The following is a 12820-nucleotide window of genomic DNA, read 5'->3' as shown; positions in this document are numbered from 1 at the left end:
GGAATCCGCGGACACCGCCCGGGGAGCAGCCCTCAGGACATTCGGCTGGATCAGGCCGGTCGCAATCGGTTCATGGACGCCCAATGCGGGTCGTCGAAATGCCTTCCGGGACGAACCGTCCCGGAACGTGGGAATCGTGCACCACTTCCCGGACCCACTGCCATCTCCCTCTGGGGACAAACCACTTTGTCGTTAGGATTCGGCAATGACTACCGACTTTCCCCTCTCCCGGACGACGAATCCCACCCCTGAGGCCGAGCGCGCGAACATCCTCGCCGCACCGGGATTCGGCCGTTTCTTCACCGACCACATGGCCTCGGCGGTGTGGACCCCGGCGAGCGGTTGGCAGGACCACAAGATCGGCCCGCTGGTGCCGTTCTCCCTGCACCCCAGCGCGGCGGTGCTGCACTACGCGCAGGAGATCTTCGAAGGCATGAAGGCCTACCGCCACGCCGACGGCAGCGTCTGGCTGTTCCGTCCGGACGCCAACGCGCGCCGTTTCGCCCGCTCCGCCGCTCGGTTGGCGCTGCCTCAGCTGCCCGAGGAGGACTTCCTCGCCAGCGTCGAGGAGCTGGTGCGTGCGGACGAGGCCTGGGTCCCGACGGCCACCGGTGAAGAGAGCCTCTACATCAGGCCGTTCATGTTCGCCTCGGAGGCGTTCCTGGGCGTGCGGCCCGCCGCCCAGGTGACCTACTCGGTCATCGCCAGCCCCGCCGGCCCCTACTTCTCCTCGGGTGTCACCGGCGTCACGCTGTGGATCAGCAGCGAGTACACCCGCGCCGCCAAGGGTGGTACCGGAACGGCCAAGTGCGGCGGCAACTACGCCGCGAGCCTGGCCGCGCAGATCGAGGCGCAGGAGCACGGCTGCGACCAGGTCATGTACCTGGACAGCGCGGGTGAGGACAACCTGGAGGAGTCCGGCACCATGAACGTGTGCCTGATCACCGCGGACGGCCGCCTCGTCACCCCCGCGCTCGGCACGATCCTGGAGGGCGTCACCCGGGACACCGTGCTGAGCCTGGCCGCGGACTTCGGGCTGACCCCCGAGGAGCGGTCGATCAGCCTGGGCGAGCTGAGGTCGGGGGCCGCGGACGGCAGCATCACCGAGGTCTTCGCGGCCGGCACGGCCGCGGTGATCACGCCGATGGTCGGATTCAAGGGCGAGGGTTACGAGTTCACCGTCGGGGACGGCACTCCCGGCAAGCACACCATGGCGCTGCGCGACCATGTCCTGGACATCCAGTACGGTCGCGCCGAGGACAAGCACGGCTGGATGCGGCGCGTGGTCTGAGCCCCCGCACCGGGTGGCGGCCGAGGAGCCCGGACCGGCTCCCCAAGGGCTGTCCCGCAATTCCCGCGATTCCCGACGGGCGCGGAATCACGGGACAGCCCTCAGGAAACGAAGGAGATGGCACCGTTGACCTCGGCCACTCAGGTCGCCCGCACCGCCAGGAGGTTCACGGGACGGGTGTCCGGGGCTCTCGGGCACCCGTCGGCCGCGGAAGGGCCACATCTCTGGTCCCTGAGCGCCGATGACGGACTGATCGACGAAAGCGTGCTGGACGGCGCCGAGTTGGCGCGGGCGGCGGGCATGAAAGGGACGCGGCGGCGGGAGTACCTCGCGGCCCACACGGCCCTTCGCCTCCTGCTGGGCGGGTACTTGTCCATGGAGCCGGAGGACGTCCGGTTCGTCCGGCACAGCTGTCCGTGCTGCGACGGGCCGCACGGCAGGCCCGCGGTACCGGGGGACCCGGTGCACTTCTCGCTGAGCCACAGCTGCGGAGAGGTGTTGCTGGCGTTCGCCGCCGCTCCGGTGGGTGTGGACGTCCAGAAGGTGCCCGGCCTCAGGACGGCCGACCGGACGGCGGATCTGCTGACCCCGCTGGAACAACGCGAGCTGGCCGCTCACGACGCGGCGACCCGCCCGACGGCCTTCGCCCGGGTGTGGGCGCGCAAGGAGGCATATCTCAAAGGACTGGGCACCGGATTCGGCCGCGAGGCGTCGTCGGATCACGTCGGAGCCGGCGAAAGGGCTGTTCCCCCCTTCGGCTGGGCGCTCCATGACATCACGTCAAAAACGGGATATGCCGCTGCGGTCGCCGTGAAACTCTGAGTTCCCCCGGTGAAGGGAACAAGCGGCAAGAACTACTGCTCACCCATGCCTCGACAAGATCGCGCAAGCGCTCCAGGATAGAACCCCGGTGGCGATTCGCCTTCCTGGGAGGGACATTGGACGACATCCGTACTGATCACGTCGCGATCGTCGGCATGGCCGGCAGATTCCCGCAGGCTCCGGATCTGCACTCGTTCTGGGATCTGCTGATCAACGGCCGTGACGCGGTGGGGCAGGTACCGGCGGACCGCTGGGACCCGGCGGACGTGGTCGATCCGACCCGGGAGATCCAGAGCGTCGGCGGCTTCCTCGACGGGGTGGACCTGTTCGACGCGGAGTTCTTCGGGATCTCGCCGCGCGAGGCCGAAGTGCTCGACCCGCAGCAGCGGCTGATGCTCGAAACGGTGTGGCGGGCCCTGGAGGACGCGGGTGAGCCGGCCTCCGGGCTGCGCGGTTCGCGCACCGGGGTGTACATGGGCGGCCTGTGGCACGACTACGAGCTGCTCCGCAAGGATGCCGGGGCGGGTGCGACCCAGCACAGCATCGTCGGCAGTTCGCTCGACATCCTCTCCTCCCGGGTGTCCTACGTGCTCGGACTGACCGGGCCCAGCCTCACCGTCGAGAGCAGTTGTTCGTCCTCGCTGGTGGCCCTGCACCAGGCGTGCCAGGCGCTCCGGTACGGCGAGGTCGACGCGGCGTTCGTCGGTGGGTCCAATCTGATGCTGACGCCGGAAGTGACCGTCGGGCTCACGCACTTCGGCGGCTTGTCGCCGACCGGTCGCTGCCACGCCTTCGGTGCGGGGGCGGACGGCTTCGTCCGTGGCGAGGGCGTGGCCGCGGTGTATCTGAAGACGCTGGACCGGGCGCTGCGCGACGGCGACCGGGTACGTGCCGTGATCGTCGCCAGCGCGGTGAACAACGACGGCGGCGGGGACAGTCTGGTGACGCCGAATCCGGCGGCTCAGCGCGATCTCCTGCGCCGGGCGTACGGCTCCGGAGCGGTACCCCTCGACAAGCTCGCGTACGTCGAGGCGCACGGTACCGGCACGGTGCGGGGCGACACGGCCGAGGCGTCCGCGCTGGGCGAGGTGCTGGGCAGGGCCCGTGAGGCCGGCCCGCTGCACATCGGATCGGTCAAGACCAACATCGGCCACCTCGAACCGGCCGCGGGCCTGGCCGGGGTGATCAAGTCGGTGCTGGCGCTGGAGCACGGCGTCGTACCCGCCAGCCTGCACGCCGAGGAGCTGAACCCGGCCATCGACTTCGAGGGACTGGGCCTCGCCGTCGCCAGGAAGCCCCTGCCGCTCGCCCCGGACAGTCACATCGGGGTCAACTCCTTCGGCTGGGGCGGCACCAACGCCCACGCGGTCCTGACCGGCCCGCCGCCGGCGGCGCGCACCGGACCCGGCCAGTCGTCCGGAGCCGCCGCGTCGTCCGAGCAGGCCCAGCCGTCCGAGCAGGCCCCGTCCTCCGGACCGGCCCCGTCGTCCGAGCCGTTCCTGGTGCCCCTCAGCGCCCACACCGAGTCCGCTCTGGTCCGACGGGCCGAGGACGTGCGCGAGCGGATCGACGCGGGCGTGTCCGCCCGGGAGCTGGCCGGGACGCTGGCATGGCACCGCGACCACTTCGCCGAGCGGCGCGCCCTGATCGGCCCCGAGCTGTTCGAGGCCGCCGCGGGCCGGGCACGGGAGGTCGGGAAGGTCGCGTTCGTCTTCCCGGGACAGGGCGCCCAGTGGGCCGGGATGGGCGCGGGCCTCTACGGGCACGACACCGCGTTCACCCGTGCCATGGACCGGTGCGCCGAGGCGCTCGCCCGGCACGTCGACTGGGACGTACGCGCCCTGGTGACCGGCGCCGACCTCTCGTCGGCGGTGGACCGGGTACAGCCGGCGCTGTGGGCCATGTCGGTCTCGCTCGCCGCCGCGTGGACCGACACCGGGGTGCGGCCCGATCTCGTACTGGGCCACAGCCAGGGCGAGATCGCCGCGGCCACGGTGGCCGGGGCGCTCTCCCTGGAGGACGGCGCCCTGGTCGTCAGTCGGCGCAGTGAACTCCTGCGGCGGGTCGCCGGGCAGGGCCGGATGCTGGCGGTGGACCTGAGCGCCGCCGAAGCGCTGGCCGCACTGGAGGGCTTCGAGGGCCTGGTCGAACTGGCCGTGCACAACGGCCCCCGTTCCTGTGTGCTGTCCGGGGACGCGGACTCCGTCCTGCTGCTCAAGGAGATCCTTGAGGCCGACGAGGTGTTCTGCCGCCTGGTGGATGTCGACTACGGCTCGCACAGCCCGCAGATCGACTCCCTGACCGAGGTGATCCGGTCGGCGCTGGCACCGGTACGCCCCCGCCGCGGGCACCTGCCGATGATGTCGACCGTGGATCTCGCCGACCTCGACGGCACCGAGGTGGACGCCGGGTACTGGGCGAGGAACCTGCGGAGCCGGGTCCGGCTCGCCGAGGCGGTGGAGCGGCTGCTCGACCACGGCGTGACGCACTTCGTCGAGGTCAGCCCCCACCCCGGACTCGGGACGGCGCTGCGGCAGATCGGCGGGGCCCGTGCCGAGCCGCCGGTCGTGCTCGGCACCCTGCGCCGCCGCGAGGGCGGCCACCGGGACCTGCTCCGTGCCTTCGGCGAGGCGTACGTCTCGGGGCTGGACGCCCGCGGGCCGCGGCCCGTGGGCCGTCCGTCGGAGGCCGTACCGCCGTACCCGTTCCAGAGCGTGCGGCACTGGGTGAAGCCGGCCAGGGGGCGTGGCGCGGCGAACGGCCGGCTGGCGCTGTCGCTCGCGCCGTCGACGGCGCACGGCGTGTGGGAGAGCACCGTCCCGCTCGCCGTGGAGGCACACCCCTGGCTGGCCGATCACCGCGTGCACGACCTGGTCCTCTTCCCGGCCGGCGGCTGTCTGGCGCTGCTCCAGCACGCGTTGGCCGGCCAGGCGGACGGACCGGTCCTGCTGCGGGACGTCGAGCTGCCCTCGGCGCTGGTGCTGGGTGACGAGCCCGCCGGGCTCGCCGTCACCTGGCGGCGCGGAGCCGGTGACGCGGGCGTGCTGACGGTGGCGTCCGCCCACGAGACGGGGTGGACCCGGCACTGCCGGTCCCGCGCTTCCTGGGGGGCACCGGCGGAGTTCCGGGCCTTCCCGGAGCATCTGCTCGACGTGGCGGCCCTGGACGCCGACGCGTTCTACCTGCGCTGCGCCCGGCGGGGTCTGGACTACGGACCGGCGTTCCGGTCGGTGACACGGGCGTACGCCGGAGACGGCGAGGCGCTGGTCGAGCTGGAACTTCCGGCGGGAAGCCGTTCCGGAGATCTCGTGGGGGCGCTGCACCCAGTGCTGTGGGACGGTGTCCTCCAGGCTGCCCTCGCGGCCGGTGACGGGCCGTCGGTCCCGGTGGCGATCGGTTCGGCGCTGGTGTCCGCCACCGGCGCGAGCCGGTTGTGGGTGCACGCGCGCCGTCGGGGGGACGGCTTCGACCTCGACGTGTTCGACGCGGACCGCACTCCGGTCGGCCGCGTCGGCGGGCTGGTGCTCGCCGAACTGCCGGTCGAATCCGGGCAGGACGACATCGCCGCGGACATCTACCGGATGGTCTTCGAACCGTGCGAGCGCCGGGAGAGGGACGCACCCGTCGGGACGGTCGCCTGCCGGCGGACGGATCTGCTGCCGGACGCGGTGGGGCTCGACGCCTTGGCCGAGGCCGGCACGGTGGTGTTCGTCGCACCGGAGGACGGGCCGGCGGGCCTCGTCGAGCTGACCGCTCTCATCCGGAGGTGCCTCGACGAGAACCCGTCGGTCCGGCTGGTCGCCGTGGTGCGCGAGGGCGATCCCGGAGCCGGTCTCTACCCGGGCTTCCTCGCCGTCGTCCAGGCCGAGTACCCGCAGCTGGGCGCCCGGTTGATCGAGGTGGACCAGTTGTCGCCGGACTCGGCGGACGAGCTGGCGGAGGAGTTGGCGGCGACCGAGGACAGGGTGCGCCTGCGCAAGGGCGAGCGGCTGGTCGGACGGCGTTCGCAGGGCGGCCCGCCGGAGACCCCCGCGCCCTGGCGCACCGGTACGGGTACCCAGGCGTTCCGTCTGGAGGTGGCCAGGCCGGGGAGCCTCGACACGCTCCAGCGCCGGCCCCTGGACCGGTCGGCCCCGGCCGCCGGGCAGGTCGAGATCGCGGTGGAGGCGGCCTCGGTCAACTTCATCGACGTGATGAAGGCGATGGGCGTCTACCCGGACGAGTCCGCCGACCGCGAACTGCTGGGGCTCGACTGCGCGGGCACCGTGACGGCCGTCGGCCCTGAGGTGACCGGGATCCTGGTCGGTGACCGGGTCGTCGCGGGCGGCTTCGGTTCGCTGGCCAGCCACGCCACGGTGGACGCACGGCACGTGGTGCCGCTGCCCCCGGGGCTGAGCCCCGTACAGGCGGCGGCGCTGCCGATGGTGATGGTGACGGCCTGGCACGCGCTGATCGACGTGGCGCGGATCGAGGCCGGGGAGACCGTGCTGATCCACTCGGCCACAGGCGGGCTCGGCCTCGCCGCCCTGCAGGTCGCTCGGTCGGCCGGAGCCACCGTGATCGCCACGGCGGGGACCGAGGAGAAACGCGCCCGCCTGCGTGGACTGGGCGTCGAGCACGTCTTCGACTCCCGGGGGCTCGACTGGGCCGACGGGGTGCGTGCCGCCACCGGTGGCCGGGGCGTGGACGTCGTCCTCAACTCGCTGGCGGGGGCCGCCATCGCGGTCGGGCTGGAAGTCCTGGCGGAGGACGGCAGGTTCGTGGAGGTCGGCAAGCGCGACATCTACGCGGACACCTCCGTCGATCTGGGCGCGTTCGCCAAGTCGCTCGCTTTCACCGCCGTGGACATCGCCGGAATGCTGCGCCGGCGTCCCGAGCGGTTCGCCCGTGTGCTGCGGGCCGTGTGGGACCGGGTGGAGAGCGGTGTGCTGGCGCCGCCCGAGGTCCGGGAGTGGAGCTTCGCCGAAGCGGAGACGGCTTTCCGGACCATGTCTCGGGGCGAGCACATCGGCAAGGTCGTGCTCACCGCTCCCGGCGAGTGCTCCACCGTGGTTCCGAAGCCGCTGCCGGGCGGCCGTTTCCGGGCCCGGGGAAGCTACCTGATCACCGGCGGCCTCGGCTCGCTCGGTCTCTCCCTGGCGGAGTACCTGGCGGAGAACGGCGCGGGCGCGATCGCCCTGCTGGGCCGGTCCGCGCCCCGTGACCCGGACCGGATCGACGCCCTGCGCGCCCGTGGCGTCCACGTCGGCGTGTGGTCGGGCGACGTGGCCGACCGGGAGCGCATGCGTGCGGTGCTGGACGAGATCCGGGAGACGCTGCCTCCGCTGCGCGGTGTCTTCCACGCCGCGGGCGTCCTCGACGACGCCACCCTGGGCAGTCTCGACGCCGCGCGGATCGAACGGGTGCTGCGCCCGAAGACCGACGGCGCCCGGGTGCTGCACGAGCTCACCGCCGCCGACGGGCTGGACCTCTTCGTGCTCTTCTCGTCGGCCGCCGCCTTCGTCGGTACCGCCGGCCAGGCGGCCTACGCCGCGGCCAACAGCGGCCTGGACGCGCTGGCCGCCGAGCGCCGGGCGGTGGGCCTGCCCGGTCTGAGCGTGCAGTGGGGGCCGGTGGCCGACGTGGGCCTCGCGGCCCGCGCGGCCGGTCGCGGTGACCGTCTCGCCGACCGCGGTATGGGCAGCCTCCCCGTCGATGCCTGCTGGCGGGCACTGCGGTCGTTCATCGAGAGCGACGAGGCGGTGGTGGCCCATGTCGCGCTCGACGCGCGGCGGTGGCTGGAGACGTATCCCGCGGCCGCCGCACTGGCCAGCTGGCAGTCGCTCGCGACGGCCGAGCGGGCCGCGGTGGAGGGCGGGCTGCGCGAGGTGCCGCCCGAGCAGCGGCGGCCCCTGCTGGAAGAGGCGGTGCGCGGTGAGGCGGCGCAGGTGCTGCGCGTCGATCCCGGCCGGCTGGACCGGGAGGTACCGCTGAAGGCGCTCGGCCTGGACTCCCTGATGTCTCTGGAGCTCCGCAACAGGCTGGAGACCTCGCTCGGGCTGCGGCTCAGCCCGACGCTGCTGTTCAAGTACGGCACGGTGGCCCGTCTGGGTGTGGCCCTGTCGGAGCTGTTCGACACGATGGAGGCGGAGACCCATGGATGACCGGCCGATCCTCACCACGGCGGAGGTCCGCGCGCTGCTGAGGGAGTTCATGCCGGACCGGCAGGGCATCGATGTCGCCGAGGTGACACCGGACGGGGTGCTGTTCACCACCGACGCGGAGAGCCTGTCGGTCCGGCCCGGAGGTACGGTCTCCGGACCCGCCATCTTCGCCTTCGCGGACGTGTCGGCGTACCTGACCGTGAGCGCCTACCTGGGCAGGACGCCGGCGGCGGTGCTGAGTTCGAGCAGTATCAGCTTTCTGGAGGCCGTCGAGCCGGGTCCGCTGCGCGCCAGGATCGAGCCGGTGCGCATCGGCAGGCGGACCGGGGTCTTCACGGCGTGGGTCGAGGACGAGCAGGCGCGCCGGGTCGCCATGGCGACGCTGCACTTCTCCTTCCCCGGTCGCCGGGGAAGGAGCGGCACAGTCGGCGCGGTGGGCGCGGTGGGCGCGGTGGGCGCGGTGGGCGCGGTGGGCGCGGTCGGCGCGGTCGGCTGACGTCGCGTCACACCGGGAAGTGGGAGCGGATCGCTCCGGGCGTCACACCGGACGTACGGAGTACGAGATCCGCTCCCACGGATAGGCCGGCAGGGAGACGACCGCGCGCCCGGTCCTCTCGTCCTGAGGCGGCGTCCCGTCCGCGTCCAGGGTCCGTACGCGGGGGTCGTCGTCGCCCTTCGCCAGTGCGGTCAGCGCGGCGCGGGCGTCGTCCGTACTGTCCGCGCTGATCCAGACCGCGTGGCGGAGCCGGGTGCGGCCGTACGTGACGGTGTGGGCGAACGCGGGATAGGGGTGGTCCGCCACCTCGTCCGCCCAGCGGGCGGCCAGGACGCGCAGGGCCGGGACGGTGTGCGCGCTCACGAGGAAGCCGTCGAGGAAGCCGTCCGCTTCGTCCCCGTCCGGGAGCTGTCCGCCGTGGGTGGCGGTGCGTGGGGCGGCGTCGATGCCGGTGCGTAGGGCCGTGTCGGTGTCGGTGTCGGCCGAGAGGACGACATGGGCGTTGGTTCCGCTCATGCCGAACGAACTGACGGCCGCGCAACGGCCCGACGACGCCTCCCAGGGAACCGTCCCGGTCGGCACGGTCATGCCGCTGTCGCCGAGGTCGATCCGCGGGTTCAGGGTCTCGAACTGTGCCTGGCGCGGAATCTGCCGCCGTTCCAGGCACAGGACGGCCTTGATCAGTCCCAGTACCCCCGCGGCCGCCTCGGTGTGCCCCAGGTTCGCCTTCACGGATCCCACGTGCCACCGCTGCCCGGTGCGGCCGAGCGCCATCCGGGCGGCTTCCAGCTCGATCGGGTCGCCCAGCGGGGTGCCGGTGCCGTGTGCCTCCAGATACCCGATGTCGGCGGCGGTCAGCCCGGCGCCGGCCAGCACCGATTCGATCAGCCGGCTCTGCGCCAGTACGTTGGGCGCGGTGAAGCCGGAGGAGCGGCCGTCCTGGTTGACGCCGGTGCCCTCGATCACGGCGAGGATCCGGTCGCCGTCCTTCCGCGCGTCGGACAGCCGCTTGAGCACCACCGCCCCGCACCCTTCACCGCGTACGAAACCGTTGGCGCGTGCGTCGAACGGACGGCACCGGCCGTCCGGGGACAGCGCCTCGGTGCGCCCGATCTCAGCTGTGGAGCGGGGCGCGAGAACCAGGTTGACTCCGCCTGCCACCGCCACGTCGCAGTCGCCCGCCACCAGGGCACGGGCCGCCGTGTGCACGGCGACCAGGGAGGACGAGCAGGCGGTGTCGATCGCCATGGCCGGACCCTGGAAGCCGAGGGTGTAGGCGATGCGGCCGGCGGCGAAGCAGTGGCCGTTGCCGATCAGCCAGGAGGAGCTGGGCTCGCTCTCCGCCCAATGGCGGTAGTCCTGGCCGGTGATGCCGACGAATACGCCGGTCGACTCCGCGGCCCGCGCGGGCGGAATCGCCGCGTCCTCGAAGGCTTCCCAGACCACTTCGAGGAGCAGGCGGTGCTGCGGGTCGAGATTCCTCGCTTCCCGGGGGGAGATGCCGAAGAACTTCGCGTCAAAACCCAGCACGTCGTCCAGATATCCGCCGCGGGTGAGAAGTCCGTCCCACCCTCCCGGAAATGCGCGGCGGCGCTGTTCCGGCAATTCTCCGGTCAGATCCCGGCCGTCGGCCAAGGAATCCCAGTACGTTCTTCGATCGGTGATTCCGCCGGGTGCGCGAAGCCCCGTGCCCACGATGGCGACGCGTCGCTCTTCTCGCCGGCCGTCGAGTTGTTCGCGCAGGGTACGGATGGTTTCCATGGCCCGACGCAGTGGGCCGGAAGCGGTACCGGGATCAGGAGTTGAGGACATCGCCCGAGACGTTAGCAGCCGACCCGGCAGCTTGATAAGGGCTGTTCCGCGATCTTCGTCGGTCGGTTCGCGACGTCCGCATTCCGGATGCGCGCGTTCGCTCCGACACCGCGGAGAGATCACAGGACGGCCCTTAAATGCCCGTACCATCTGTCTGCCGACGAGAAAGAGAGGAAAGGGACCTCATCGGCGAGAAAGAGCGAAGTGGGAACAATTGACGCACCGTCCGCGGAGCCCGGACGTTGATCGTCTACGGACTCTGGCCCCGACAGCTCTCGGTGTGGCAGGGTGCTCGAGCGAGCTCGGGGGGCAATCCTCTGTGGGCTGAGATCGCATGACACATCGTCAGCGCACTGCCCGCACCTCCCGCCAACGACCTGCGAAGGGGTGAGGACGCTTGACGACTGCAATTCTGGACGACGAGGAAGTCGTGGTGCGCACGCCGGAGGAATTCCACCGGATGCCCCGCGATTACCAGAAGATGCTGATCAGTCAGATCACCATCAACACCGAGGGTGAGCTCTCGGGCGGCGACGACTACGCGCTGATGTTCCTGCCGCTCGCGCCCTCTTCTGAGGAGCGCCAGGTCTGCGCCGAGCGCGCCGCCGAGGAATACGACCACTACAAGATCGGCAAGCGGATTCTCGCCGATCTCGGCGTCGACACCTCCTACATGGAGTCCCAGAGCATCTCCGAGCGGATGCTGTTCGCCGACGACCGGATGCACACCTGCTCGACCTGGGCGGAACGCGGGGTCTACTCCTACATCGGGGAGGAGACCGCGATGGTGATGCTGCGCGAGTTCGCCGAGAGCAGCTACAAGCCCTGGGCCGAAGCGGTCCGCACGATCATCCAGGACGAGAAGATCCACATCGCTCACGGCGCCAGGGTCTGCCGCAACCTCGCCGAGACCGAAGAGGGCCGGGAGCAGCTCCAGGCGGCCCTCGACCGCCTGTGGCCGATGTTCGTCGGGATCCTGGGCAGCCCCAACACCAAGCGCTCCCAGGCGGTCGTGCGGTACGGCCTGCGAAAGACCACCAACGCCGAAGCCATCGAGTTGTGGCGCGAGAAGGTTCTGCCGCGCATAGCCAATCTCGGCCTGCGCGTACCCGAGTAGGTTGCGGAGACTGCCATGGCCATACCTGTAGCGATCACTCCCCGCCCGCCGTCGCGTGCGGAATCCAAGGCGCGTCTGCGCGAACTGCTCGCCGATCGGCCTGACTTCGCGGAGCGGCTCAAGGCGCTGCGCACCATGGGCATCCGTGTACGCGGGTGCGAGGTGCACCTCACCACCGCCTGCAACATCCGGTGCAAGGGCTGTTGGTACTTCGAGGGCGGTTTCGACACCGCCGTCCGGGAGACCTCGGACCCGGGCGTGATCCGGGAGTTCGCGCGGAAGCTCGCCGCGGACGGCGTCACCCAGGCCACCTTGATCGGCGGAGAGCCGACCATCGTCCTCGACCGGGTGCAGCCGTTCGTGGAGGAACTCCCCTACATCACCATCTCCTCCAACGGGCTGCGCCCGCTGCCGCGGGAGGGGTTCGAGAACGTCGCGATCGGCATCAGTCTGTTCGGCGGCGGTCCGCTCGACGACGAGCTGCGCGCGCACCGGCCGAACGGCTCCTCGTTCACCGGCCTGTTCGAGAAGGGGCTCAAGCACTACAAGGACGATCCCCGGGTGACGTTCGTCTTCGCGCTGACCGAAGAGGGACTGCCGTACGTGGAGCCCACGGTGCGGGCGATCCGTGACAACGGCAACGTGGTGACGTTCAACTTCTACAGCGCGCACGGCTCGGACCACCCGCTGCGGATCGACAACGAGCAGCGCACGCTGGGCGAGGCGCTCCGGGTCAAGGAGCTGTACCCCGACACGGTCGTCAGCCATCCGTACTTCATCGAGGCGCTGATCACCGGACGCGGCCACTGGGGCGCGCAGTTCGGCTACGACGTCTGCCCGAGCATCAGCGTCGACATGCCCGAGCACGAGCTGCGGGTGAGCAACGGCAACCCGGTGCTCGACGGATTCGCCGTCTACGGCGCGGACTACAAGACCCTGCAGTTCTGCTGCACTTCGGGCGACTGCGGCGGTTGCCGCGACAGTCAGGCCGTCTACAGCTGGTTGATGGTCAGCCTCAACCACTTCCTCGACAGCCCCCAGCGGCTGGAGACCTGGCTGGACCTGGCCGAGAGCTACTGGCGCCAGTGGGCCTGGTCCCAGGGCCAGTCCCCGCGTTTCAACCGCTGAGCATCACCGAA

7 protein-coding genes are annotated in these 12820 nt (G+C 71.3%); 6 read left to right on the top strand and 1 reads right to left on the bottom strand.

Annotation, left to right across the window (positions count from 1 at the left end; translation table 11 throughout):
• Positions 1–205: 205 nt before the first annotated feature.
• From ACWCWD_RS00560 to ACWCWD_RS00545, 4 genes are all read left to right on the top strand, one after another.
• Entirely contained in the window at positions 206–1291 is a 1086-nt protein-coding gene (locus tag ACWCWD_RS00560; protein ID WP_450769058.1) for a branched-chain amino acid aminotransferase, read from the top strand.
• 126 nt (positions 1292–1417) lie between these two features.
• Positions 1418–2113, top strand: coding sequence for a 4'-phosphopantetheinyl transferase family protein (locus ACWCWD_RS00555; RefSeq protein ID WP_450769057.1), 696 nt, complete (start codon positions 1418–1420; stop codon positions 2111–2113).
• A 116-nt stretch (positions 2114–2229) separates the two neighbouring features.
• Positions 2230–8256, top strand: a complete 6027-nt coding sequence (locus tag ACWCWD_RS00550) for a type I polyketide synthase (RefSeq protein WP_450769055.1) — start codon at positions 2230–2232, stop codon at positions 8254–8256.
• Positions 8249–8752, top strand: a complete 504-nt coding sequence (locus ACWCWD_RS00545; RefSeq protein WP_450769054.1) for a PaaI family thioesterase — start codon at positions 8249–8251, stop codon at positions 8750–8752. Before ACWCWD_RS00550 ends, ACWCWD_RS00545 begins: the two co-directional genes overlap by 8 nt.
• Before the next feature lie 42 nt (positions 8753–8794).
• Here ACWCWD_RS00545 and ACWCWD_RS00540 read toward each other — a convergent pair whose 3' ends face one another.
• The gene (locus tag ACWCWD_RS00540) at positions 8795–10513 is read right to left on the bottom strand and encodes a beta-ketoacyl synthase N-terminal-like domain-containing protein (protein ID WP_450769052.1); all 1719 of its coding nucleotides are present in this window, start codon (positions 10511–10513) and stop codon (positions 8795–8797) included.
• A 448-nt stretch (positions 10514–10961) separates the two neighbouring features.
• Between ACWCWD_RS00540 and ACWCWD_RS00535 the strand changes: the two genes are divergently transcribed.
• Positions 10962–11681 carry a Phenylacetic acid catabolic protein gene (locus ACWCWD_RS00535; protein WP_450769050.1) on the top strand — a complete coding sequence of 240 codons (720 nt, stop codon included), beginning with the start codon at positions 10962–10964 and terminating at the stop codon, positions 11679–11681.
• Between the two features lie 15 nt (positions 11682–11696).
• Positions 11697–12809, top strand: coding sequence for a 4Fe-4S cluster-binding domain-containing protein (locus tag ACWCWD_RS00530; protein ID WP_450769049.1), 1113 nt, complete (start codon positions 11697–11699; stop codon positions 12807–12809).
• Positions 12810–12820 lie beyond the last annotated feature (11 nt).

The sequence above is a fragment of the Streptomyces sp. NPDC001493 genome (assembly GCF_053597235.1).
The sequence above is the reverse complement of the archived record's forward strand: the minus strand, read 5'-3'. Positions and strand labels throughout refer to the sequence as shown.

What these genes read in the sequence shown, in the direction of transcription:
- ACWCWD_RS00545 (WP_450769054.1), top strand. Translation starts at nt 8,249, where the DNA reads ATGGATGACCGGCCGATCCTCACCACGGCGGAGGTCCGCGCGCTGCTG.
- ACWCWD_RS00530 (WP_450769049.1), top strand. Translation starts at nt 11,697, where the DNA reads ATGGCCATACCTGTAGCGATCACTCCCCGCCCGCCGTCGCGTGCGGAA.
- ACWCWD_RS00540 (WP_450769052.1), bottom strand. Translation starts at nt 10,513, where the DNA reads ATGGAAACCATCCGTACCCTGCGCGAACAACTCGACGGCCGGCGAGAA.
- ACWCWD_RS00560 (WP_450769058.1), top strand. Translation starts at nt 206, where the DNA reads ATGACTACCGACTTTCCCCTCTCCCGGACGACGAATCCCACCCCTGAG.